Annotated in this window: 21 protein-coding genes and 2 pseudogenes; 11 read left to right on the forward strand and 12 right to left on the reverse strand. The window is 70.5% G+C overall.

The window, feature by feature from the left end; translation table 11 throughout:
• Nucleotides 1-528: 528 nt before the first annotated feature.
• From ACIQRL_RS00425 to ACIQRL_RS00445, 5 genes are all read right to left on the reverse strand, one after another.
• Complete coding sequence (locus tag ACIQRL_RS00425) at nt 529-1431, reverse strand: SCO1860 family LAETG-anchored protein (protein WP_401325023.1); 903 nt, start codon at nt 1429-1431, stop codon at nt 529-531.
• Nucleotides 1432-1787: 356 nt separating this feature from the next.
• On the reverse strand, nt 1788-2879 hold the full coding sequence (locus tag ACIQRL_RS00430) for an amidohydrolase family protein (protein WP_401325026.1): 1092 nt from the start codon (nt 2877-2879) through the stop codon (nt 1788-1790).
• Nucleotides 2880-2956: 77 nt separating this feature from the next.
• The gene (locus ACIQRL_RS00435) at nt 2957-3748 is read right to left on the reverse strand and encodes an amino acid ABC transporter ATP-binding protein (protein WP_401325029.1); all 792 of its coding nucleotides are present in this window, start codon (nt 3746-3748) and stop codon (nt 2957-2959) included.
• Entirely contained in the window at nt 3745-4578 is an 834-nt protein-coding gene (locus tag ACIQRL_RS00440) for an amino acid ABC transporter permease (RefSeq protein WP_401325032.1), read from the reverse strand. The genes ACIQRL_RS00435 and ACIQRL_RS00440 overlap by 4 nt, the downstream gene beginning before the upstream one ends.
• Complete coding sequence (locus ACIQRL_RS00445; protein WP_401325034.1) at nt 4575-5426, reverse strand: transporter substrate-binding domain-containing protein; 852 nt, start codon at nt 5424-5426, stop codon at nt 4575-4577. Before ACIQRL_RS00445 ends, ACIQRL_RS00440 begins: the two co-directional genes overlap by 4 nt.
• 176 nt (nt 5427-5602) lie before the next feature.
• On the opposite strand from ACIQRL_RS00445, the gene ACIQRL_RS00450 reads away from it, so the two are divergent.
• The 5 genes from ACIQRL_RS00450 to thpD all read left to right on the forward strand — a co-directional run bounded on the left by ACIQRL_RS00450 (nt 5603) and on the right by thpD (nt 10410).
• The gene (locus ACIQRL_RS00450; RefSeq protein WP_401327961.1) at nt 5603-6703 is read left to right on the forward strand and encodes a pyridoxal-phosphate-dependent aminotransferase family protein; all 1101 of its coding nucleotides are present in this window, start codon (nt 5603-5605) and stop codon (nt 6701-6703) included.
• Between the two features lie 441 nt (nt 6704-7144).
• Nucleotides 7145-7684 (forward strand): diaminobutyrate acetyltransferase, encoded by a 540-nt coding sequence (ectA, locus tag ACIQRL_RS00455; RefSeq protein WP_401325037.1) that lies wholly within the window; start codon nt 7145-7147, stop codon nt 7682-7684.
• 77 nt (nt 7685-7761) lie between these two features.
• Nucleotides 7762-9033, forward strand: a complete 1272-nt coding sequence (ectB, locus tag ACIQRL_RS00460) for a diaminobutyrate--2-oxoglutarate transaminase (RefSeq protein WP_401325039.1) — start codon at nt 7762-7764, stop codon at nt 9031-9033.
• Nucleotides 9034-9110: 77 nt separating this feature from the next.
• The gene (locus ACIQRL_RS00465) at nt 9111-9515 is read left to right on the forward strand and encodes an ectoine synthase (RefSeq protein ID WP_401325041.1); all 405 of its coding nucleotides are present in this window, start codon (nt 9111-9113) and stop codon (nt 9513-9515) included.
• 7 nt (nt 9516-9522) lie between these two features.
• Nucleotides 9523-10410, forward strand: a complete 888-nt coding sequence (thpD, locus tag ACIQRL_RS00470; RefSeq protein WP_401325043.1) for an ectoine hydroxylase — start codon at nt 9523-9525, stop codon at nt 10408-10410.
• Nucleotides 10411-10480: 70 nt separating this feature from the next.
• On the opposite strand, the gene ACIQRL_RS00475 is transcribed toward thpD, so the two are convergent.
• The 3 genes and pseudogenes from ACIQRL_RS00475 to ACIQRL_RS00485 form a co-directional block, all read right to left on the reverse strand.
• Nucleotides 10481-11533: an aminotransferase class V-fold PLP-dependent enzyme gene (locus tag ACIQRL_RS00475; RefSeq protein WP_401327964.1), complete on the reverse strand. Its 1053-nt coding sequence runs from the start codon at nt 11531-11533 to the stop codon at nt 10481-10483.
• Between the two features lie 124 nt (nt 11534-11657).
• On the reverse strand, nt 11658-12377 hold the full coding sequence (locus ACIQRL_RS00480) for a DsbA family oxidoreductase (protein ID WP_401325046.1): 720 nt from the start codon (nt 12375-12377) through the stop codon (nt 11658-11660).
• 80 nt (nt 12378-12457) lie between these two features.
• Nucleotides 12458-12784, reverse strand: a pseudogene (locus tag ACIQRL_RS00485) (GNAT family N-acetyltransferase); the annotation flags it as partial.
• A 4-nt stretch (nt 12785-12788) separates the two neighbouring features.
• Between ACIQRL_RS00485 and ACIQRL_RS00490 the strand changes: the two are divergent.
• A pseudogene (locus ACIQRL_RS00490) lies at nt 12789-13184 on the forward strand (MFS transporter); the annotation flags it as partial.
• On the opposite strand, the gene ACIQRL_RS00495 reads toward ACIQRL_RS00490, so the two are convergent.
• Together ACIQRL_RS00495 and ACIQRL_RS00500 are read right to left on the reverse strand one after the other, a co-directional pair.
• Nucleotides 13144-13752, reverse strand: coding sequence for a DUF1349 domain-containing protein (locus ACIQRL_RS00495; RefSeq protein WP_401325049.1), 609 nt, complete (start codon nt 13750-13752; stop codon nt 13144-13146). The pseudogene ACIQRL_RS00490 and the gene ACIQRL_RS00495 overlap by 41 nt on opposite strands.
• Before the next feature lie 166 nt (nt 13753-13918).
• Complete coding sequence (locus ACIQRL_RS00500; protein ID WP_401325052.1) at nt 13919-15448, reverse strand: aldehyde dehydrogenase (NADP(+)); 1530 nt, start codon at nt 15446-15448, stop codon at nt 13919-13921.
• 131 nt (nt 15449-15579) lie between these two features.
• Here ACIQRL_RS00500 and ACIQRL_RS00505 point away from each other — a divergent pair, with 131 nt between their 5' ends.
• Together ACIQRL_RS00505 and ACIQRL_RS00510 are read left to right on the forward strand one after the other, a co-directional pair.
• Nucleotides 15580-16353, forward strand: coding sequence for an IclR family transcriptional regulator (locus tag ACIQRL_RS00505; RefSeq protein WP_401325055.1), 774 nt, complete (start codon nt 15580-15582; stop codon nt 16351-16353).
• Nucleotides 16354-16450: 97 nt separating this feature from the next.
• On the forward strand, nt 16451-17902 hold the full coding sequence (locus ACIQRL_RS00510) for a peptidoglycan D,D-transpeptidase FtsI family protein (protein ID WP_401325058.1): 1452 nt from the start codon (nt 16451-16453) through the stop codon (nt 17900-17902).
• Nucleotides 17903-18127: 225 nt separating this feature from the next.
• On the opposite strand, the gene ACIQRL_RS00515 is transcribed toward ACIQRL_RS00510, so the two are convergent.
• Complete coding sequence (locus ACIQRL_RS00515) at nt 18128-19579, reverse strand: NCS2 family permease (RefSeq protein WP_401325061.1); 1452 nt, start codon at nt 19577-19579, stop codon at nt 18128-18130.
• A 270-nt stretch (nt 19580-19849) separates the two neighbouring features.
• Between ACIQRL_RS00515 and ACIQRL_RS00520 the strand changes: the two genes are divergently transcribed.
• The 3 genes from ACIQRL_RS00520 to ACIQRL_RS00530 all read left to right on the forward strand — a co-directional run bounded on the left by ACIQRL_RS00520 (nt 19850) and on the right by ACIQRL_RS00530 (nt 22417).
• Nucleotides 19850-20416: a SigE family RNA polymerase sigma factor gene (locus tag ACIQRL_RS00520; protein WP_401325064.1), complete on the forward strand. Its 567-nt coding sequence runs from the start codon at nt 19850-19852 to the stop codon at nt 20414-20416.
• A complete protein-coding gene (locus ACIQRL_RS00525) occupies nt 20413-21276 on the forward strand; it encodes a hypothetical protein (protein ID WP_401325067.1) in 864 nt (287 codons plus the stop codon). Before ACIQRL_RS00520 ends, ACIQRL_RS00525 begins: the two co-directional genes overlap by 4 nt.
• Nucleotides 21277-21586: 310 nt before the next feature.
• A complete protein-coding gene (locus ACIQRL_RS00530) occupies nt 21587-22417 on the forward strand; it encodes a pectate lyase (protein ID WP_401325070.1) in 831 nt (276 codons plus the stop codon).
• 151 nt (nt 22418-22568) lie between these two features.
• Here the strand turns inward: ACIQRL_RS00530 and ACIQRL_RS00535 are convergent, their stop codons facing one another.
• Nucleotides 22569-23363, reverse strand: coding sequence for an HAD family acid phosphatase (locus tag ACIQRL_RS00535; protein ID WP_401325073.1), 795 nt, complete (start codon nt 23361-23363; stop codon nt 22569-22571).

A 23363-nucleotide genomic window follows, 5' to 3' on the forward strand; every position in this document is an offset into this window, starting at 1 on the left:
GGTCCACCGCCGCCACTGGGGCCCCGGGTCCACCGCCGCCGCTGAGGCCCCGGGTAGCCAAACGCCGTCCCTGTGACCCTGGGCGGCCTCCGTCGCCCCTGTGACCCTGGGCGGCCTCCGCCGTCCCCGTGACCCTGGGGAGCCTCCGCCGTCCCCATGACCCTGGGCGGCCTCCGCCGTCCCCGTGACCCTGGGGAGCCTCCGCCGCCTCCGTGACCCTGGGGAGCCTCCGCCGCCTCCGTGACCCTGGGGAGCCTCCGCCGCCTCCGTGACCCTGGGGAGCCTCCGCCCGTCCCCGTGGCCTGACGGCTGCCACCGGGCCTGCGCCCGGAGTCGCCGCCTGGCCTGTGCCCGAAGCCGCCGACCGACCCGAGGCCGGAGCCGTCGATCCGGACGTCCGGACGGCGGCTCCGGCCACGGTCCGAAGGGTCCTCGAACGCCGGACGGGCTGAGGCTGTTCAGCCCGTCCGGCGTTCGAGGAGCGGAGTCCGGGCACGGGCAACGGGCGGCGGGACCCCGGCGGAGCCGTCAGCTTCGGCGGCGCCGGGAGAACACGACCGCTCCACCGCCCGCGGCGAGCAGCGCCACCGCGCCGCCGGCCAGATACGGCGTCATGGAGCTGCCCCCGGTCTCGGCGAGGCCTTCCTCCACATGAGCGCCCTGCGGGGTCATCTCGGCCACCGGTTCGGCGGATTCGGACGGCCCGGCCGCGGCCTCTTGGGCGACGGGCGTCGCCGGTGACTCGCAGGTGGCCTTCGCCAGCGTCAGCGTGCCCTCCACCTCGGCCACGTTCAGTTTCAACGGGTTGATGGACACCGTGAGTTCGAGCGCGGACGCGGCGGCCGTACGGGAGGTGGTCTCCGTCCTGGAGAGGTCGAGCCGCACCTCACCGACCCCGGGGACCTTCACGTGCGTCGGGCCGCCCGTCGTCAGGGTGACCTTCTTGCCGAGAACCTTGACCGATCCCAGCAGGTTGGCGGTGGCGACGGGCTTCTTCCCGGCCTCGCAGGTCGCCTTCGAGATCACGCCCTGCACCTCGATGACCGACAGCAGCGGCAGTCCGGGGACGTGGACGGCGGCGTGCGCGAGGCGGGTGGAGCCCTCGGCCTTCCCGGCGGAGACGGTGGCCTCGGCGGTGGCGACGTCCGCGCGCAGCACGCTGAACGGACGTCCGTGGTCGACACCGTCCAACTGGGCGGTGAGCGCGGTCTTCTCGGCACTCCGCGGTGCCCGCACCTCGTTCAGGGAGACCGTGAGCGGGACGTCCACGGTCTTGTCGAGGAGGGACACGTCGAGTCCGGTGCGGAGCACGACGGCGCTCGCGCGACCGTGGTCGGCGGTCGCGTGGGCGGAGCCCGCTCCGGCCAGCGCGGTGGGACCCGCGGCGAGGACGGTGGCGGCCGCGGTGACGGCGAACCGGCGTGCGGGCATACGGTGGTTGATGCTGTTCAAGGGTGGGACCCCCATAGGAGAAAGCCTGGGACCCCGAAAGAATTACCCACTGAGAGTGAACAGTCAGCCACCTGGCGTGAGTTCACTCCATCGTGGGGTTTCCGTGCGCGCCTTCGAATCCCGAGGCACGGCTGTTCCCCATCGTCACTCGCTCAACACCCCTGAACGAACGCGCTGGTTGACGCGCCGGTCGACACCGGGTTGACGCGCCGGAGCGCACCCGGCGGTGCGTAACGAGCACCCCACCCCGGCCGTAACGCTCCGTCAACCAGGCGCCCTTCAGCCGTGTGGGGCCCGGATCAGCCGTGTCGACCGCGCGAGCCGGCCGGGACGTGTCAGCCGACGATCCGCCCGCTCAGGACCACCCGCCGCGGAGCCGCCAGGACCCGTACGTCCGCGCGCGGGTCCCCCTCGTAGACGACGAGGTCCGCGGGTGCTCCCTCGTCGAGACCGGGCCGACCGAGCCAGCGCCGGGCGCCCCAGGCGGTGGCGGAGAGTGCCTCGACGGGCGGGATGCCAGCGGTGACGAGTTCGGCGACCTCGGCCGCGACCAGCCCGTGCGCGAGGGAGCCGCCCGCGTCGGTGCCGACGTACACCGGGATGCCGGCGTCGTACGCGGCGCGCACGGTGTCGTAGCGGCGCTCGTGCAGCCGTCGCATGTGCGCCGACCACTGGGGGAACTTGGCCTCGCCGCCGGCCGCGAGCCGCGGGAAGGTGGCGATGTTCACGAGGGTGGGGACGATGGCGACACCCCGCTCGGCGAAGAGCGGGACCGTGTCCTCGGTGAGACCGGTGGCGTGCTCGATGCAGTCGATGCCCGCCTCGACCAGGTCGCGGAGCGAGTCCTCGGCGAAACAGTGCGCGGTGACCCGGGCGCCGAGCCGGTGTGCCTCGGCGATCGCCGCCTCGACCGCCTCGCGCGGCCAGCAGGCGCTCAGGTCGCCGGTGCCGCGGTCGAGCCAGTCCCCGACGAGCTTGACCCAGCCGTCGCCGCGCCGGGCCTCCTGGGCGACGTACGCGACCAGGTCCTCGGGCTCGATCTCGTGGGCGTAGTTGCGGATGTAGCGGCGGGTGCGGGCGATGTGCCGGCCCGCGCGGATGATCTTCGGGAGGTCGTCGCGGTCGTCGATCCAACGGGTGTCGGAGGGCGAGCCGGCGTCCCGGAGGAGGAGGGTGCCGGCGTCGCGGTCGGTCAGCGCCTGCTTCTCGGAGACGTCCGCCGGGACCGGGCCGTGGGCGTCGAGCCCGACATGGCAGTGCGCGTCGACCAGGCCGGGCAGTGCCCAGCCCTCGACGGTGCGGATGTCACGGGCGCCGCCGGGGCGCTCGTACGAGATCCGGCCGCCGACGACCCACAGCTCGTCGCGGACGTCGTCGGGTCCGACGACGACCCGCCCCTTCACGTGCAGTACCGGGTGATCGCTCATGGAAATCACCTTAGTGAGAAGGCTCCCCCTGCCCGCCCGGCCGGTCCGGCTTCTCGCCCGGCCGGTCCTGGCCAGTACTATTCCTGGTCCGTCGCGTCCGGTGTCCTGTTCTCCTCGACGTCCGCCCTCGCCGGGTCGAGCAGCCTGGACAGGAAGTGCCGTGTCCGCTCGTGGACCGGGTTGCCGATGACCTGCGCCGGGGCGCCCTGCTCGACGATCACGCCGCCGTCCATGAAGACGACCCGGTCGGCGACCTCGCGCGCGAAGGACATCTCGTGGGTGACGACCATCATCGTCATGCCCTCGTCGGCGAGCATGCGCATGACGGCGAGCACGTCGCCGACGAGTTCGGGGTCCAGCGCCGAGGTCGGCTCGTCGAAGAGCATCACGTCGGGCCCCATCGCGAGCGCACGGGCGATCGCGACACGCTGCTGCTGACCGCCGGAGAGCGAGGCCGGATAGGCGTCGGCCTTCTCCGCGAGGCCCACCCGGTCGAGGTTCTCGGCGGCGATCCGGGCCGCCTCCGTCTTGTCCCGGCCGAGCACCCGGCGCTGCGGCAGCGTGAGGTTGCCGGTCACCGACAGATGGGGGAAGAGGTTGAACTGCTGGAAGACCATGCCGATACGGCGGCGTACGGCGTCGATGTCGACGTCGGGGTGCGTGACCTCCGTACCGCCGACGAACACCTGGCCCTTGGTGGGTTCCTCCAGGAGGTTCACACAGCGGAGCAGGGTCGACTTGCCGGAGCCCGACGGGCCGATGACACACACGACCTCGCCCTGTCCGACCTCCAGGTCGATGCCGCGCAGCACCTCGTTGTCGCCGAAGGACTTGTGCAGGTCCTTCACCTGGATCTCGGGCGTGCTCACTTGGCGGCCTCCTTCCTCTTGGCTTCGAGATGTCGTGCGAGGAAGCCGAGCGGGATCGTGACCAGCAGGTAGCACAGGCCCGCGACCAGGATCGGCGTGGAGTTGGCGGTCGTGCTGGCCAGGTCGCGGCCGTACTTGGACAGTTCGCGCTCCTCCAGCGTGACGCCGAGGAAGAGCACCAGCGAGGAGTCCTTGAACAGGGTCACGAGTTCGTTGGTGAGCGGCGGGATGATGATCCGGAACGCCTGCGGGACGATGATCGAGACCATGGCCCGCGCGTGCGAGAAGCCCAGCGAACGGGCCGCCTCCATCTGCCCCTTGGGCACGGCCTGGATCCCCGCTCGGAAGGTCTCGGCCATGTAGGCGGCGCCCACCAGACCGAGCGCGATGGCGACCTTTCCGTACGTTCCGCCGGGGATCTCCGTGCCCGGGAACGCGAGCGGTACGGCGACCCCCACGAAGATGAAGATCACCAAAGCGGGCAGGCCGCGGAAGACCTCGATGTAGATCCCGGCGGCCCAGCGGTAGGGGCCGACCGAGGACAGGCGCATCAGAGCGATGACGATGCCCAGGACGAGTCCGACGACGAAGCCGAACGTCGTGTAGAGGACGGTGTTCTTCAGCGCCAGCGTGATGACTTCCGGGAACATCTGCTTGACCAGGTCCCACTGGAAGAACTGGTTCTGCAGACGGCCCCAGTCCGCCGTGACCGCGAAGGCGATCACGACGGCGACGAAGACGACGTACTGCGCGCCGCGCGAGAGCAAGCGCTTCTGGCGCCGGCTCAGGCCGGACCTGCGGGGCTGGAGGGGTGTGTCGGCACCACTCATGAGGCGGACGGGGAGGCGGAGGCCGCGGCCGCGTCGTACGGGCCGATCCACTGCTCGTAGAGCTTCTTGTACGTGCCGTCGGCCTTCGCGTCCGCGATGGCCTTGTTGATGGCGGCGACGAGCTTGGTGTTGCCCTTCTTCACCGTGAAGCCGTACTGCTCACCGGTGTTGATGTTGTCGGCCACCTTGAAGGCGTCGGCGTTGGCCTTGTCCTTGAGCCAGCCCTGGACGACCGGGTAGTCGATGATGACGGCCTGCACCTGACCGCTGCGCAGTCCGCTGAGGACCGCGTCGGAGGACTCGAAGGAGACCGGGTCGAAGCCCTGCTTCTTGGCGTAGTCCTCGCCGGTGGTCTGCGCCTGGGCGCCGAGCTTCTTGCCCTTCGCCTTGACGTCGGCGAGGGAGGTGATGCCGCTGTTCTTGGCGACCAGGACACCCTGGGTGGCGTCGAAGTACGGGTCGGAGAAGTCGACGTTCTTCTTGCGCTCCGGGGTGATCGTCATGCCCGCCGCGGCGAGGTCGCACTGCTCGGAGTTGAGGAACGCGCCCGTCTTGAAGTTCTCGAAGGGCGTGTCGACGATGGCCTGCTTCACGCCCAGGTCCTTGGCGACCAGGTCGATCAGCGAGACGTCGAAGCCCTGCACCTTGCCGTCGATCTCCGACTGGAAGGGCGGGTACGGCAGGTGGGTGCAGGTCGTGAGCTGACCGCTCTTGACCAACGGGACCCCGCTCGCGGTGGTGGTCTTCCCGCCCCCGCTGTCCGAGGAGCAGCCGGCCACGAGCAGCAGCCCGGCCGTGGCGGTGGTGGCGGCCAGAATGCGGGTCCGGCGTCCGGGGACCGAGTACACGGAGACCTCCTGTGGGGGGAACAGAGGGTTCTGATTATAAGGAAAGGTTTGGGTTCCTCAAATCAATCCGATGGCCGCTGGGCCGTCTGGCCTCAGAACTCGCCGGTCCGGGTACGCCGCGGGCCGCCGGTTACGCTCTGATCGTCGACCCCACCGTGAGCGAAGAGAGCACCACCGTGACCCACCCCTTCCTTGACCTGGCGCCGCTGAGCGCCGCCCGCTTCGCGTCGATCGAGGACCGTGTCGCCCGGCTGCTCTCCACCGAGCAGGACGTCGTGATCATGCAGGGCGAGGCGCTGCTTCCCCTGGAGGGGGCCATTCGCGGCACGGCCGGTCCCGGCACCACCGCCCTGAACGTCATCACCGGCCCCTACGGCCAGACCTTCGGGAACTGGCTGCGGGACTGCGGGGCGACCGTGATCGACCTGGCGGTGCCGTTCCACACCGCGGTCACCGCCGAACAGGTCCGCGAGGCCTTCGCCGAGCACCCGTCGATCGACTTCGTGTCGCTCGTGCACGCCGAGGCCGCCACCGGGAACACCAACCCGGTGGCCGAGATCGGCGAGGTCGTCCGCGAGCACGGCGCGCTCTTCTATCTGGACGCCGTCGCGTCCATCGGCGCCGAGCCGGTACTGCCGGACGCCTGGGGTGTCGACCTGTGCGTGATCGGGGCGCAGAAGGCGATGGGCGGTCCCGCCGGGGTGTCGGCGGTGTCGGTGAGCGAGCGGGCGTGGGCGCGGATGGCCGCGAACCCCGCCGCGCCGCGCCGCTCCTACCTCTCCCTGCTGGACTGGAAGGAGCGCTGGATCGACGGGGGCCGCACGACGCTGCTGCACGCGCCTGCGCAGTTGGAGATGCTGGCCCTTGAGGCGTGTGTCGAGCGGATCGAGGGCGAAGGGCTCGACGTGGTGATGGCCCGTCACGCCTCGGCCGCCGCGGCCACCCGGGCCGGAGCCCTGGCCCTCGGCGGGGGGCTCGCGCCGTACGTGGACGCCGCCTCCGACGCGGCGCCCGTCGCCACCACGCTGCGGGTGCCCGAGGACGCGGACGCGTCCGCCGTGGTCGCCAAGGCGCTGGCCGCCGACCCCGCGCTGCCGCTCGCCGCGGGGGGCGGCGCTCTCGCGCAGTCGATGATCCGCGTGAACCACTACGGCCCCGACGCCACCCGGGGTGTCGTCCACTCCGCCCTCGCGGGCCTGGGCGCGGCGCTGGCCGAGTCCGGCTTCCCGGTGGACCTTGAAGGGGCGCGCCGGGCCGTGGCACTGGCCTGGGGCTGACCCCGGGGCGACCGGCGGAGGCGTCCGCGCCTGCCGGAACGGAGAACCCCGGCGCCCCGAGGCGCCGGGGCGCGGAACCCTGACGCGCACATGCGACGGGAATCGAACTCCGCTTCATTCACTTATTCTGCCCTTAATTCCCGGCGGAATTGTTCGGCATTGTTCGGCGCAGCTTCCCGTATTCTCCTGCCCGCTCCCCGTGTACCTAAACGCAAAGATTCCGCGAACGCCGGCGAAGCGATTCGGGCAGGTCACCTGCACATTTCGCCACCGTGACACACTCCACAACGCGCCCGCTTTCTGCGGTATTTCCCGGGCGAACCCACCCATAGGGTCGCATGCAATGCCGCCCTTCACGGGCGCGTGATAACACACGAGTGCGCCATTCGTAACCCCGTCCGACGATGCAATTTGAACTTTCCGTCGGTAAATTCAATCCGCATGACCGCCGCACCCACAGACCTGTCAGCGGAATTCCTGGAAATGCCGGAGGGCCTTCGGATCGACCGTCCGGGGGTGGCCGACGGGGCCGCCCTCTGGCGTATCGCCAAGGACTCCCGAACCCTCGACCTGAACTCGTCGTACAGCTATCTGCTGTGGTGCCGTGACTTCGCCGGCACCTCGGCCCTGGCCCGCGACGCCGAGGGGCAGCCCGTCGGTTTCGTCACCGCGTACGTGCGCCCCGAGCTGCCCGGCACGCTCCTCGTGTGGCAGGTGGCCGTCGACGCGGCACACCGTGGCCGCGGACTGGCCGCGCGACTGCTCGACGGGCTGACCGCGCGGGTGGCGGCCGAACGCGGGCTGACCCTGGTCGAGACCACCATCACGCCGGGCAACACCGCCTCCGAGCGCCTGTTCACGTCGTACGCACGGCGTCATGGCGCGGCCGTAGAGCGCGAGGTGCTGTTCGAGACGGGTCAGTTCCCCGACGGACCGCACCACCCCGAAGTGCTGTACCGCATCGGCCCGTTCTCCCGCTGACCCTCGTCCTCCCCCACGTTCTCCCTCCCCCTCCCCCCACGTTCTTCCTCCCCCCACGCACAGAGGAGCGATTCGCCTTGACCATCACCCAGCCCGACCTGAGCGTCTTCGAGACCCTGGAGTCGGAGGTCCGCAGCTACTGCCGCAACTGGCCCACCGTCTTCGACCGGGCCCGGGGCAGCCGGATGTACGACGAGGACGGCCACGAGTACCTCGACTTCTTCGCCGGTGCCGGGTCCCTGAACTACGGGCACAACAACCCCGTGCTCAAACGGGCCCTGATCGACTACCTGGAACGCGACGGCGTCACCCACGGGCTCGACATGTCGACGACCGCCAAGCGCGGCTTCCTGGAGACCTTCCAGAACCTGGTGCTGCGGCCGCGCGACCTGCCGTACAAGGTGATGTTCCCCGGGCCGACCGGCACCAACGCGGTCGAGTCCGCGCTGAAGCTCGCGCGGAAGGTGAAGGGGCGCGAGGCGATCGTGTCGTTCACCAACGCCTTCCACGGGATGTCGCTCGGCTCGCTGGCGGTGACCGGCAACGCCTTCAAGCGGGCGGGCGCCGGCATCCCGCTGGTGCACGGCACCCCGATGCCGTTCGACAACTACTTCGACGGCCAGATCCCGGACTTCCTGTGGTTCGAACGGCTCCTGGAGGACCAGGGGTCGGGGCTCAACCAGCCCGCCGCGGTGATCGTCGAGACCGTGCAGGGCGAGGGCGGCATCAACGTCGCGCGGCCCGAGTGGCTGCGCGCGCTCGCCGACCTGTGCGAGCGCCGCGACATGCTGCTGATCGTCGACGACATCCAGATGGGCTGCGGCCGGACCGGCGCCTTCTTCTCCTTCGAGGAGGCCGGGGTCGTGCCCGACATCGTGACCGTCTCCAAGTCCATCAGCGGGTACGGGCTGCCGATGTCGCTGTGCCTGTTCAAGCCGGAGCTGGACATCTGGGAGCCGGGCGAGCACAACGGCACCTTCCGCGGCAACAACCCGGCGTTCGTCACGGCCGCCGCCGCCCTGGAGGCCTACTGGTCCGACGGCTCTGCCATGGAGAAGCAGACCCGCGCCCGCGGCGAGCAGATCGAACAGGCGCTGATCTCCATCACCGAGGAGAACCTCGCCGACATCAAGGAGTACCGGGGCCGCGGGCTCGTCTGGGGCATCGAGTTCAAGGACAAGGCCCGCGCCGGACGCGTCGCCCATCGCGCCTTCGAACTCGGGCTGCTCATCGAGACGTCCGGCCCCGAGAGCGAGGTCGTGAAACTGCTGCCCGCGCTCACCATCACCCCCGACGAGCTCGACGAGGGCCTGCGCACCCTCGAACGCGCCGTCCGCGAGACCGTCTGACCGGCCGCCCAGGAACCCGGGCTGCGCGAGAGACCACGAGAAGCGCGAGAAGCACGAGAGAGAGGCATCGCACCACCGTGATAGTCCGTTCGTTCAAGGATGTCGAAGGCACCGACCGGCACGTGAAGGCCGCGTCCGGCACGTGGGAGAGCAAGCGCATCGTCCTCGCCAAGGAGAAGGTCGGCTTCTCCCTGCACGAGACGATCCTGTACGCGGGTACGGAGACCCGGATGTGGTACGCGAACCACATCGAGGCCGTGCTCTGCGTGGAGGGCGAGGCCGAGCTCACCGACGAGGAGACCGGCGAGAAGCACTGGATCGAGCCCGGGACGATGTATCTGCTCGACGGCCACGAGCGCCACACCCTGCGTCCCCGGACCGACTTCCGGTGCGTCTGCGTCTTCAACCCGCCCGTCACCGGACGGGAGGACCACGACGAGAACGGCGTCTACGCCCTGCTCACCGAACCCGAGGAGGTGTGACACACCGATGACCACACTCACCGATCCGTACCCCAGCCGCGCCGCCACCGAAGTGGCCGTGCCCCGCCAGGACCCGGTCGTCTGGGGCGCGCCGGACACGCCCGGCCCGATCTCGGTCCCCGAACTCCACTCCTACGAGCGCGACGGGTTCCTCTCCGTCGAGCAGCTCATCGGCGAGGACGAGGTCGCCGTCTACCGGCGCGAGCTGGAACGGCTCGTCACCGATCCGGCGGTCCGCGCCGACGAGCGCTCGATCGTCGAGCCGAGCACACAGGAGATCCGGTCCGTCTTCGAGGTGCACCGGATCAGCGAGGTCTTCGCCCGTCTCGTGCGCGACGAGCGCGTCGTCGGCCGGGCGCGGCAGATCCTCGGCTCGGACGTGTACGTCCACCAGTCGCGGATCAACGTCAAGCCGGGCTTCGGGGCCAGTGGCTTCTACTGGCACTCGGACTTCGAGACCTGGCACGCGGAGGACGGTCTGCCGAACATGCGGACCGTGTCCGTCTCGATCGCGCTGACCGAGAACCACGACACCAACGGCGGCCTCATGATCATGCCGGGGTCGCACAGGACGTTCCTCGGGTGTGCGGGGGCCACGCCGAAGGACAACTACAAGAAGTCGCTCCAGATGCAGGACGCCGGAACTCCCTCCGACGAGGCGCTCACCGGCCTCGCGAGCCGGCACGGCATCAAGCTCTTCACGGGCAGGGCGGGTTCGGCGACCTGGTTCGACTGCAACTGCATGCACGGCTCGGGCGACAACATCACCCCGTTCCCGCGCAGCAACGTCTTCATCGTGTTCAACAGCGTGGACAACGAGGCCGTGGAACCGTTCGCGGCACCGGTGCGCAGGCCGGAGTTCATCGGGGCGCGGGACTTCACGCCGGTGCGGTGACGCCTCCGGCCGGGTGAGCGGGAGACGGGAGGTCCCGGGGAGCGCGTGCTCCCCGGGACCTCCGGCCGCGTCAGCCGGCCAGCATGTCCAGGAGACGGTCGACGTCGGCGGACGTGTTGTAGAGGTGGAACGACGCCCGCAGGTTGCCGGAGCGGTTGGACACCTCGATGCCGGCCCGGCTCAACTCGCCCTGGCGGTAGCCGAGTCCGGGCACGGAGACGATGGCGGAGCCGGGCGCGGGCAGCGCCTCGTGGTCCAGCGCGGCCAGCCCCGCACGGAACCGTCCGGCGAGGGCCAGGTCGTGCTCGCGCACGGCGTCCACGCCGAGTTCCTCGATCAGGGCGAGGGAGTGACGCACCCCGGTATGGGTGAACAGGGCGGGGCTGACGTCGAACCGGCGGGCGGAGTGGGCGAGTTCCTGCACCGGGCCGTAACAGGCGTCCCAGGGCCGCTCCGCGGCGACCCAGCCCGCGTACAGCGGGGTGAGCCCGCCGAAGTCCTCGGGCACCACGAGGAAGGCCGCGCCGTGCGGGCCCAGCAGCCACTTGAAGGTGGTGCACACGGTGAAGTCGTAGCCGTCTGCGTCGAGCGGCAGCCAGCCCGCCGCCTGGGAGAAGTCGACGTAGGTGCGCGCCCCGTGGGCGCGGGCCGCCTCGCGCAGCGCGGGCAGGTCGGCGATCCGGCCGTCGGCGGACTGGGCGGCGCTGACCGCGACGAGCGCCGTGCCGGGCCTGACGGACTCGGCGAGCCGCTCCAGCGGTACGGCGCGCACCTTGAGGTCACCGCGGACGTGGAACGGGTTCAGCACGGAGGTGAAGTCGTCCTCGACGGTGAGGACTTCGGACCCCGGGGCCAGCCCGGAGGCGACCAGCGCGGTCTGGGCCGCGACGGACGGGCCCGCCGCGACCCGGGCGGCCGGGACACCGGCCAGCCGGGCGAAGGAGGCGCGGGCCAGCTCGACGTCCTCGAAGAGGGAGTCGATCGGCCTGCCCGCGGCCCGCAGGGCCACCGCCTCGTGCAGGGCCGCGACGGTACGGGCGGGGAGCAGGCCGGTGCTCGCGGTGTTCAGAAACGTGTTCTTCGGGGCGAACTCGGCACGGACGAGGGTCTCGAAGGTCTCCATGGAACCACTGTGGGCCCGGACGATGCCCAAGTCCATGGAGAACTTTTACGTGGTTTCCCCAAGCAGCGCTTATGAATGGGCCCCGACCTGCGTCTTCCGGCGCCGGGGCCCTCTCCCGCGCTTCTCAGTTCTGCGGAACGGCACAGCCGTCCGGGCCACAGGCCTCGGCGTCGGCGCCCTCGTCCTGGATCAGCGTGAGCTGCGGACGCTCGCCCCAGGCCTGGGCCAGCGCCTGGGCGAAGACCTCGGCGGGCTGCGCGCCGGAGACGCCGTAGGTGCGGTCGAGGACGAAGAAGGGGACGCCGTTCGCGCCGAGCTCGGCGGCCTCGCGCTCGTCGGCGCGGACGTCGTCGGCGTAGGCGGTCGGGTCGGCGAGCACCCGGCGGGCCTCGTCGGTGTCGAGCCCGGCGGCGACGGCCAGCTCCACGAGCCGCTCGTCGTCACCGAAGACGGTCCGCTCCTCGGCGAAGTTGGCCCGGTAGAACAGGCCGATCAGCTCGTCCTGCCGGCCCCGCGCCTTGGCGAGGTGCAGCAGACGGTGCATGTCGAAGGTGTTGCCGTGGTCGCGGTCCCGGGTGCGGTAGGCGAGGCCCTCGGCGGCGGCCTGCGTGCCGAGGTTCTCCTCGCCCGCCCGGGCCTGCGCCTCGCTCATGCCGTACTTCTTGGTGAGCATCGTGAGCACCGGCTGGATGTCGCCCTTGGCGCGGCCCGGGTCGAGCTCGAAGGAGCGGTGCACGACCTCGACCTCGTCGCGGTGCGGGAAGGCGTCGAGCGCCTTCTCGAAACGCGCTTTCCCGACATAGCACCAGGGGCATGCGATGTCGCTCCAGATTTCGACGCGCATTCTTCGGCTCTCTCTCCAGGTCGTACGGATACGGGACACCCTCCAGGGACGTCGTTGTGTGAACGTTCAATCGGCTCGGCTCATTCCCCGGGCGCGGAGCCGGGCGGGGTTCCGGGCTCGTAACCAGCACCGGGGGCGGCCGCCGGGCCGGACACCGCGTACCGCAGACACAGGTGGTGATCACCCTCCTCGGGCGGGTTCTCCGGGTCGGGAATCCAGCCCAGGCGGGCGTAGAAGGCCTGGGCGCGCAGATTGCCGGCGTGCACGTCGAGGGTCGCCGTGCGCTTCCCGTCCGCCTGCCACTCCTCCACACAGGCCGCGTGCAGCGCCCTCCCGATCCCGGCCCGCCAGTGGTCGGGATCGACGTGGAACTGGAAGAGCTTGACCGTGTCGGCGGGCGCGCCCTCGTCCATCACGGGGCGCTACGGGCCGCGGCTGCCGATGCTGGTGGGACAGCCGGTGGCCGCCGCGGGGCTGCTCGCCCTCCTCTGCGTCGACGCCCGCACGTCCCCGCTGCTGGTGGCTGTCCTGCTGGTCCCGCTGGCGCTGGGGTGCGCCCTGACGATGCCGCCGCTCACCGCCGCGATGATGGACGCCGTCCCCGCCGAGCGGGCGGGGCTGGCGGCCGGTGTGCTCAACGCGGCCCGGCAGGTGTCCGGGGGCCTGGGCATCGCGGTGTTCGGGGCGCTGGTCGCGAGCGGTTTCGAGACCGGCATGCGGCTGAGCCTGGCCGTCAGCGCGGCCCTGCTCACCGTGACGTTCGCCCTCAGCTTCCGTCTCTCAGGTCGCTCGGCCAGTCAGGCCTGAACTCGATGCCGTCGTACGTCACCACGCAGCCCTCCCCCATCGGCGACTGGGTCATGAAGCCCACCAGCGCCGCCCCGGTCTCCTTCTCGCCGGCCAGGGTGAAGAGCCGGACGAAGGTCCAGCGCTCGCCGTCGCGGGAGGCGTGGAAGGAGAAGGCGCGGCCCGTGCGGCTCACCCGCAGCCAGACGGAACTGCCTTCCACGGTGAAGGAGTTGGCGTCGTCGGAGTGTCCCCGGGTGACCACCGTGCAGACGGTGGGCACGTCCGGGGAGTACTCCAGACACAGCTTCGCCCAGGCCCGCTCCCCGACATGCACGTAGAGCACACCCGCGTCGAAGGCCGCCCCGAAACCCACCGTCACGCGGGCGATCAGCTGGAAGTCCCCCTCCGGCGAGCCGAGCAGCCGCGGCGCGTCCGAGGCCGGGTCGAGCCCTTCACCGGTGGGCGGAACGAATCGGTCCTGCCGGGGCCCGGCCCAGCCGGCGAGCACACCGTCCTCGTAGGACCAGTGCCCGCCGGGGCCGTAGGTACGGAGGGAGAAGGGGAGTTCGGGGAGTGTGACGTCCATGGATCGCAGTCTCTCAGGTTCACGGCCTGCCCCTCCGCGGGCGTGGGTGCCACGTGATCGAACACGCGGCACCCACGGCACCGACGGCCCGCGAAGGACCGGTAAAGGACCGGCAAGGACCGACGGGGGCCGGGAAAGGGCCGGAAAAAGGAGCGGCCCCTCGGAACTAGCGCTCCAGACGCCCGTCGTACCGGCGGGGCAGCCCCAGCGGGTTCTCGTCGCGCAGCTCGGGCGGCAGCAGGGCCTCGGGCACGCCCTGGTAGGCCACCGGCCGCATCCAGCGCTCGATGGCGCTGCCGCCGACCGACGTGGACGTCGAGGTCGTCGCCGGGTACGGCCCGCCGTGGTGCTGGGCCGGCGCCACGGCGACACCGGTCGGCCAGCCGTTCACCAGCACGCGGCCCGCGAGGGAGGTCAGTTCGGCGAGGATCGCCGCGCCGCGCCCCTCGCCCGCCGCCTCCTCCGCGGAGAGCTGCACCGTGGCCGTGAGGTTGCCCGGCAGCCGGGAGAGCACCGCGCCGGCCTCGGACTCGTCCTCGTAGCGCGCCACGACCGTGAGCGGCCCGAAGCACTCCTCCAGGAGCAGATCGTGCTCGCCCTCGGCCGCGAGCCTGCTCGCGGGCACGGTCAGGAAGCCGGGGCTCACCGTGTGCTCGCCGCCCGCGCCCGGTGTCACCGGGGCCTGGACGTCCGGGAGTCCGGCGCGCTCGGCGACCCCGGCGATGAAGTTGTCGCGCATGCGGTGGTCGAGCAGGACCCCGGAGGCGGTGTCGCTCACCGCGTCGGTCAGGGACTTCAGCAGCCGGTCGCCCGCCGCGCCGGACGGAGCGAGCACCAGGCCCGGCTTCACGCAGAACTGCCCGACGCCCAGGGTCATCGAGCCGGCGAGTCCCGCGCCGATCTCCTCGGCGCGCTCGGCGGCCGCGGCCTCGGTGACGACGACGGGGTTGAGGGAGCCCAGCTCACCGTGGAACGGGATCGGCACCGGACGCGAGGAGGCCGCGTCGAACAGCGCGCGCCCGCCGCGGACCGAGCCGGTGAACCCGGCCGCCGCGATCAGCGGGTGCCGGACCAGCTCGACACCGGCCTCGAAGCCGTGCACGAGACCGATGACCCCCTCGGGGATGGCGTGCCGGGCGGCGGCGCGGCGCAGGACGGCCGCGACCAGCTCGGAGAGCGCCGGGTGGTCGGGGTGGGCCTTCACGACGACCGGGCAGCCCGCGGCCAGCGCGCTCGCGGTGTCGCCGCCGGCGACCGAGAAGGCGAAGGGGAAGTTCGAGGCCGAGTACACGGCCACGACGCCCAGCGGCACCTTGTAGCGGCGCAGGTCCGGGATCGGCGGGGTCGCCGTGCCGTCGGGGTGGTTGATGACCACGTCGAGGAAGGCGCCCTCGTCGACGATCGAGGCGAAGGCACGCAACTGGTAGCAGGTGCGGGCGAGCTCGCCGGTGAGCCGGACCGGGCCGAGCGCGGTCTCCGCGTCGGCGGCCTCGACGAGCTGGTCCTTGGCGCCTTCGAGCAGGTCGGCTGCGGTGCGCAGGAACGCGGCGCGTACGGTGCGGTCGACGAGCGCGGGACGGGCGGCGTGCGCGGCACGGACGGTCTCGTCCACCTCCTGGGCCGTGGCCTCGACCGCGACCTGCTCCCGCTGCTTCCCGGTACGGGGGTCGACACTCCAGACTGGTGCTGCTGCCACCGCGGGTCCCTTCAGATGTAATGCCACAGTTCTTGTGTCGCTCACCAGGGGTGTTCGATATGCTGAACGCTGTCTCTGATGGTGAACTCCTGTCGGAGACTATTTCCCGTCCAACGAAGGGGTCAAGGGCGATGTCGGCAGGCGAGACAGGCGGCGGGGCGCAGGTCAAGTCCGCGGTGCGGACGGTGGAATTGCTGGAGTACTTCGCCGGCAAGCCCGGAATGCACTCCCTGGCCGCGGTCCAGGAGGCCGTCGGCTATCCCAAGTCCAGCCTGTACATGCTGCTGCGCACGCTCGTGGAGCTCGGCTGGGTCGAGACGGACGCGACGGGCACGCGGTACGGCATCGGCGTACGGGCCCTGCTGGTCGGCACCTCGTACATCGACGGCGACGAGGTGGTCGCCGCGGCCCGCCCCACCCTCGACCGGCTCTCGGACGACACCACAGAGACGATCCACCTCGCGCGTCTGGACGGCACGAACGTCGTCTATCTGGCCACCCGGCAGTCGCAGCACTATCTGCGCCCCTTCACCCGGGTCGGCCGCCGGCTGCCCGCCCACTCCACCTCGCTCGGCAAGGCGCTGCTGGCCACGCACACCGACGAGCAGGTCCGCAAGATGCTGCCGGAGACGCTCCCCGCGCTGACCGAGCACACGATCACCGACCGGGAGAAGCTCATCGGGGAGCTGCGCCAGGTGCGGGAGCAGGGCTTCGCGGTGGACCGCGAGGAGAACACGCTGGGGCTGCGCTGCTTCGGCGTGGCGATCCCGTACCGCACGCCCGCCCGTGACGCGATCAGCTGCTCGGTGCCGGTGGCCCGGCTCACCCCCGCGCACGAGCAGATGGTGAAGGACGCCCTGTTCGACGCCCGCGACCGGCTCACCCTGGCCACCCGCAGGCTCTGACGGGCGACCGGACCGCCCGGTGACTTCATGAGGGACTCGTGAGAAAACCGGTCGGACGGGAACGATTCGCTCCTGATCGCTCGTCCTTCTGTGCGGGATGAACAAGACGATCAGGCGTGCCGCCGTCTTCACTCTGCTGCTCGTGCTCTCTCTGCTGGTCAGGGCGACGTGGGTGCAGTTCTACGACGGCAGGGCACTCGCGGACGACAAGAACAACCGACGGAACATGATCTCGCTGTACGCGAATCCGCTCGGGAACATCATCGTGGCCGGTGACGCGATCACCGGCTCCGCGAAGACGACAGGGGGCGACCTCAAGTACAAGCGGACGTACAAGGACGGCAGCCTGTACGCGGCGGTCACCGGCTACAGCTCGCAGGTGTACGGGGCGACCCAGCTGGAGGGCATCTACCGGAAGCTGCTGGACGGCACGGACCTCCAGCTGAAGAACCCGCTGGACACCCTGACCGACAAGCGCGCCGACCCCGGTGATGTGATCACGACGATCGACCCGGCCGTGCAGAAGGCCGCCTACGCGGCGCTCGGCGGCAACAAGGGCGCGGCCGTCGCGATCGACCCGAAGACCGGCAAGATCCTCGCGGTCGTCTCGACCCCGTCCTACGACCCGACATCGATCAGCGCGGGCAACAACAGTGTCTGGAAGAAGCTGACCACGGACTCCGACAAGCCGCTGGTCAACCGCGCGCTGCGGCAGCCGCTGCCGCCGGGCTCGACGTTCAAGCTGGTCGTGGCCGCCGCCGCGCTGGAGGACGGGCTCTACCCGGACGTGGACGCGAAGACGGACAGTCCTAACCCGTACACCCTGCCGGGCACGACGACCGTCCTGAAGAACGAGAGCGCGTCCGCACCGTGCGAGAACGCCTCGATCCGGGTCGCGCTCCAGTACTCCTGCAACAACGTCTTCGGGAAGATGGCCGTCGACCTGGGCCAGGACAAGGTCAGGGCGATGGCGGAGAAGTTCGGCTTCAACGACACGGCGCAGGACGTGCCCGTGCGGGCCTACACCAGCGTCTACCCCACCGGCATGGACAAGTCGTCCACCGCGCTGACCGGCATCGGGCAGTTCGACGTCACCGCGACCCCGCTCCAGATGGCCATGGTGTCCGCCGCTATAGCCAACGACGGCAAGCTGGTCTCGCCGCATATGGTGTCGCAGACCAGTGACGCCAACGGCGATGTGCTGAAGGACTACGACGACAGCACCGGTACGAAGGAGATCGTCAGCTCGGACACGGCCCGGCAGCTCCAGTCCGCGATGCAGACGGTCGTCGAGAAGGGCACGGGCACGAACGCCATCGTCCCCGGCGCGACCGTGGGCGGCAAGACCGGCACGGCCCAGCACGGCGAGAAGAACAGCAAGACGCCGTACGCCTGGTTCACGTCGTACGCGAAGTCCGACTCGAACGGCAAGGAGGTCGCCGTCGCGGTGATGGTCGAGCAGTCGGACGCGGCGCGCTCGGAGGTCAGCGGCAACGGACTGGCGGCACCGGTCGCCAAGGCGATGATGCGGGCGGCTCTGAAGAACTGAGGCACGCAGGGCTCGTACGCGAGACGGGCTCGTACCGGGGGAGGCGGCCCCGCACCTGATCGGGTGCGGGGCCGGTTCTCGTACGGGCTCCGTCGCGACGGGTCCGTCGCTTCACGGACGGGCTCCCGCGCGACGGGTCCGTTGCTTCACGTTTGCGGCTCCTGCGCGACGGGCTGTCGGCCGGCCATGGTCACCCGCGGCCGGCCGGTATCCCGCGAAGGACCGTTACTTCACGCCGAGCAGCTGCTCCACCGGGTCGATCGCGAAGTACACCAGGAACAGCGCGGAGGCCGCCCACAGCAGCCAGTTGACCTCCTTGGCCTTCCCCAGCACCGTCTTGATGACGACGTAGGCCAGGAATCCGGCACCGATGCCGTCGGTGATGGAGTACGTGAACGGCATCGCGACGATGGTCAGGAACGCCGGGATCGCGATCTCGTACTTGTCCCAGTCGATGTGCTTGACGTGGGTCATCATCAGGAACCCGACCGCGATCAGCGCGGGCGCCGCGGCCTGGAGCGGGACGATGGTCAGCAGCGGGGTGAGGAAGAGTGCGAGGCCGAAGAGGCCGCCGGTGATCAGGTTGGCGAAGCCGGTGCGGGCACCCTCGCCGACGCCGGCCGCGGACTCGATGTAGGCGGTGTTGGAGGAGGCGGAACCCATACCGCCCGCGACGGCGGCGGCGCCGTCGATGAACAGGACCCGGCCGATGCCCGGCACCTGCCCCTGCTCGTCGAGCAGCCCGGCCTCGGCACTGATCCCGACGATGGTGCCCATGGCGTCGAAGAAGTCCGACAGGATCAGCGTGAAGACCAGCAGGACCGCGGTGAGCACCCCGGCCTCGGCGAAGCCGCCGAACAGGCTGAAGTGACCGATGAGCCCGAAGTCCGGAGTGTCGACGATCTTGTCCGGGACCTTCGGGGTGGTCAGGCCCCAGCTCTTGACGTCGGCGACGGCGTTGACGGCGATCGCGACGACGGTCATCGTCACGATGCTGATGAGGATCGCGCCCTTCACCTTGCGGGCGAGCAGCGCGATGGTCAGCAGGACGCCGAGACAGAAGACGAGGACGGGCCAGCCGGTGAGGCGGCCCACGGCACCGAGCTGCACCGGGACGGTGGTGTTCGCGATGTCCGGGATACGGCTGACGAACCCGGCGTCCACGAAGCCGATGAAGGCGATGAACAGGCCGATGCCGACGCCGATGGCCTGCTTGAGTTGCTGCGGGATGGCATTCATGATCGCCTCCCGGAGCCCGGTGAGCACCAGGACGCAGATCAGGACGCCTTCGAGGACGACCAGACCCATCGCGTCGGGCCAGCTCATCAGCGGCGCCAACTGGAAGGCGACGACGGCGTTGAGGCCGAGGCCCGCGGCGATGGCGAGCGGAAGGTTGCCGCCGACACCCATGATCACGGTCATCACACACGCCACCAGCGCGGTCGCGGTGACCAGTTGGCCGGTGTCGAGCGTGTGCCCGAACTTGTCCTTGGCGCTGCCCAGGATGATGGGATTCAGGACAAGGATGTACGCCATGGTGAAGAACGTGGCGAATCCGCCGCGTATCTCCCGGCCTATGGTGGAACCTCTGGCGGATATCTTGAAGAACCCGTCGACCCCACCTGCCGCCGGTGTTGCGGCACTTGGCCGGTTGTCGACCTTTTGAGCTTCGGACATGGCGATTCTCCTCGTTGCCTGCGCGCGCGGTGTGCGGATGCTGGCTGGATTGTTCCCCCGATCAACTGCTTTCAGGTTTTCTCCGTGTTACGGAAATCGAGTTCGGTCCGTCATACGCCGTTCGAAGGCCCGTACGACCGGCTGGTACGCTTCCGCATCCCGCCCCAGCAGAACCCCCTTGGCCCACAGGCGCATCACAGGGGCGAATCGCAGGGGCCGTATACGCCGCACCCGCACCGGTGCCACAGCCGAAGCGAGGAGAGGTACCCCGTGGGCACTGTCGTCGACGACGCCGCCTCCGTGGAGTTCCACGCCTTCTTCGAACGGCACTACGCCGAACTGGCCCGCCTGGCCAACCTGTTGACGGGCGAGCCGGACGCCGCAGACGATCTGGCCGCGGACGCGCTGCTCGCGCTGTGGCACCGCTGGGACCGGGTGCGGGCGGCGGACCATCCGGTGGCGTACGCGCGCGGTGTGGTCGCCAACCTCGCCCGGACCCGGATCCGCGCGGCGGTGCGCGAGCGCCGGCGGATCACGCTCTTCTGGTCGCAGCGCGAGGACAGGACCGAGAACCCCGACGTGGCGGGCACGGTCGACGTCCAGGACGCGCTGCGCCGGCTGCCGTTCCGCAAGCGGGCCTGTGTCGTGCTGCGGCACGCCTTCGATCTGTCGGAGAGGGACACCGCGCTCGCCCTCGGGATCTCCGTGGGTACCGTGAAGAGCCAGACGTCCAAGGGCATGACGGAGCTGAGGCGGCTGCTCGGCACCGACGAGGCGGCGGTCCGGATCCGCGAGGGAGTGCTGCCCGCGGGCGGGGCCCGAGGACGAGAGCGATGAGGGAGGCGCGGGACGTGCACGACGAGCTGCGCGCCCGGCTGCGCGAGGCGGCCGGGGCGTACGAGCCCGACCGCGCGCGCATCCTGGCCCGGGTGGAGCGCGGTATGGGGGGCGCGGGCGAGCGGCGGCCCTCGCGGCGCGCGGCGCGCCCGCCGCTGCTCGGCTGGGCCCGTGTCCTGGGCGCCACGGCAGCGGTCGCGAGTGTCCTGGCGGTGGGCGGCTACGCGGTCGCCTCGGCGGTGAAGGACGACACCCCGCCCCAGCAGACCGTCGCGGTCTCGCCGACCCCCGACCCGTCGCCGGACCCGACCGGCCGGACACCGGTCGCACCCGGTCCCGGCCGACGCTCCGGGACGCCGCAGCAGTCGGGCCGGCCGGGTCCGTCGCCCTCGGACACCCCCACGGCGACCGCGACCGCCCCGGTCCGGGCGCCCGCCGGGGGCACCGCGGACGGCCCGCTGTGGTCGGACGGCTCGGTCGACCCGCACAGCAACGACTTCTGGGCACAGAGCGATGTCACCCTGAAGACCACTGAGCAACTCACCTCGCTCACGGTCGAATTGAAGGTCAGACAGACCGGCGGGGTGAGCGACATGGGTGCCTGGCGTTCGCTGCCCGAGGGTGACTTCACGACGACGGTCGTGGAGCGGGACGGCTTCCTCGTCTACACCTGGGCGCTCAAGCCGGGCCGCACGGTCTGGCCGGGCGAGTGGGTCTTCGCCGGCCAGTACGACCACGACCGCGGCGGCCGGGACGCGAAGGACGACGCCTACGCCGTCTCGGCGACCGCGAAGGGCGGCGAACGGTCCACCGTGTCCGGGGACTTCGCGACCCAGGACGCCGGCGACGGCGTTCCGTAGCGCCCGGTCACCGTCGGGCCCGCAGGGCGGTCGTGTGCCGGCCGGCCACGCGCGGCGCGCCTTGGCCGCACAGCGGGACGGCAGGACGGCGGACGGCAGGACGACAGGACGGCGGACGACCCTACGTCGGGACGGAGCAGACGTCGGGACGGAGCAGACGTCGGGCAGGGCAGCAGCTCCTGGCGGGACCCCGCCGACGGCGGCCCGTGACGGACACGAGCCGAAGAAGATCCGCGGACGCGGCAACCCTTTCCCTGCCGGTGGCGACCAGGAGACGCAAGATCTCCTCACCACTCAAGGAACTCGGTTCATGAACGCACGAGTTGAACAGCGCGTCCGCCACCGCCGCCGGGTCACCGGACGGCGTGCCGTCATCGGCGGCGTGTCCGCCCTCGCCCTCACCGGCACGGCGATCGTCACGACCTCGATGCTGGGCTCGGCCGGAGCGGCGACGACCTGGCCGGAGGCCGAGGGCAGCAAGGCCGTGTCGTCGACGATCTCGGTGTCGGGCACGTTCGACGGGAAGCTGACGAAGTTCTTCGGCAGCGGCGCCCTCGGGACGAGCGGCCAGGAGGAGGATCAGGGACCGATCTTCGAACTCGCGGACGGCGCGGTCCTGAAGAACGTCATCATCGGCACGCCCGCCGCCGACGGAGTCCACTGCCTGGGGAGCTGCACCCTGCAGAACGTGTGGTGGCTGGACGTCGGCGAGGACGCGGCGACCTTCAAGGGCAAGTCGCCCTCGGCCGTCTACAAGGTCTACGGCGGTGGCGCCAAGGGCGCGGACGACAAGGTCCTGCAGTTCAACGGCGCGGGCAAACTGGTGGTCAGCAAGTTCCATGTCGAGAACTTCGGCAAGCTCGTGCGCAGTTGCGGCAACTGCAAGACGCAGTTCAAGCGCACGGTCATCATCGACGACGTGGATGTGACGGCGCCGGGCAAGGCGATCGTCGGAGTCAACTCCAACTACGGCGACACCGCCTCGCTGCGCAACATCCGCGTCCACGGCGACAGCAAGAAGAAGATCAAGACGTGCGTCCGCTTCCAGGGCAACAACACGGGCAAGGAGCCGAAGGAACTCGGCACCGGCCCGGACGGAACATCGTGCAGGTTCACGGCGTCGGACGTCACGTACGACTGAGTCCGAAGATTCGTTCGCCCCTCGGAAACAACCTCACCCTCGTTTTTGACATCATCGACTGTGTGGACCTGTCGGCCTGAGCCCCCCTCGGCCGGCAGATGAACGCCCCCGCCGGTGACGACCGGCGGGGGCGTTCGCCCATGGGGGGGTATCAGCTCACGAAGTAAGTGGGGTTCGGGAGTTTGTAGGTCTTGTCGGCGTAGCCGCCGTCGAGGTCCGAGTACTGGTCGCCGAAGTTGGCGACGATGTCGTACCCGAGGGACTCGATGTGCTTGCGGGTGCCGGACTTGTACTGCACGGTGGTGCAGTTCCAGGCGACGGCGGTGGCGCAACCGCTCAGGTAGGCGGGCGGGTTGGCCGCGTCCTTGAGGAACATGTGCGCGGCGTCGAGGTTGACGTCCACACCGATCTTCTTCAGGTTCTCGACCGCGGAGACGCGCTGCGACTCCTTCAGGCCCGAGTTGTAGAACACCTCGACGCCCTTGGACGCGGCGTACTCGACGAGTTCGGGGCTGCCGAAGACGGCCGGGCGGTCCGCCTGGGCGACGTACGCGGCCCAGGAGGCCGAGTTGTAGGTGTAGTTGGTCTTCTTCTCGTAGTCGAGGGAGAGCAGCAGCGTGTCGTCGATGTCGAACACGACCGCGGCCTTCTCGTGGCGGTGGTGGGCCTTTCGGGCCGCCTGGTCGATGTGCCGCTTCGCGGCGGCGTCGAGGCGTGCCAGGTCCTTGGCGTACGGGCTGTCGGGGGATGCCTGGTAGACCCCGTTGCCGTCGGCCGCGGTGCCGTAGTAGGTGTCGATGTCCTTGACGAGGAGCCCGATGTTGTAGGGCTCGTGCGTCGAGTTGGCCGTCGACTGACCGGCGGTGGCGACACCGGTGCCGTACAGGGCGGCACCGGCGACGGCACAGGCGGCGGTGACGGCCGCGATGCGTAGTGACTTATGCAT

This window comes from Streptomyces sp. NPDC091209 (assembly GCF_044757755.1).
Lineage (GTDB): Bacteria > Actinomycetota > Actinomycetes > Streptomycetales > Streptomycetaceae > Streptomyces.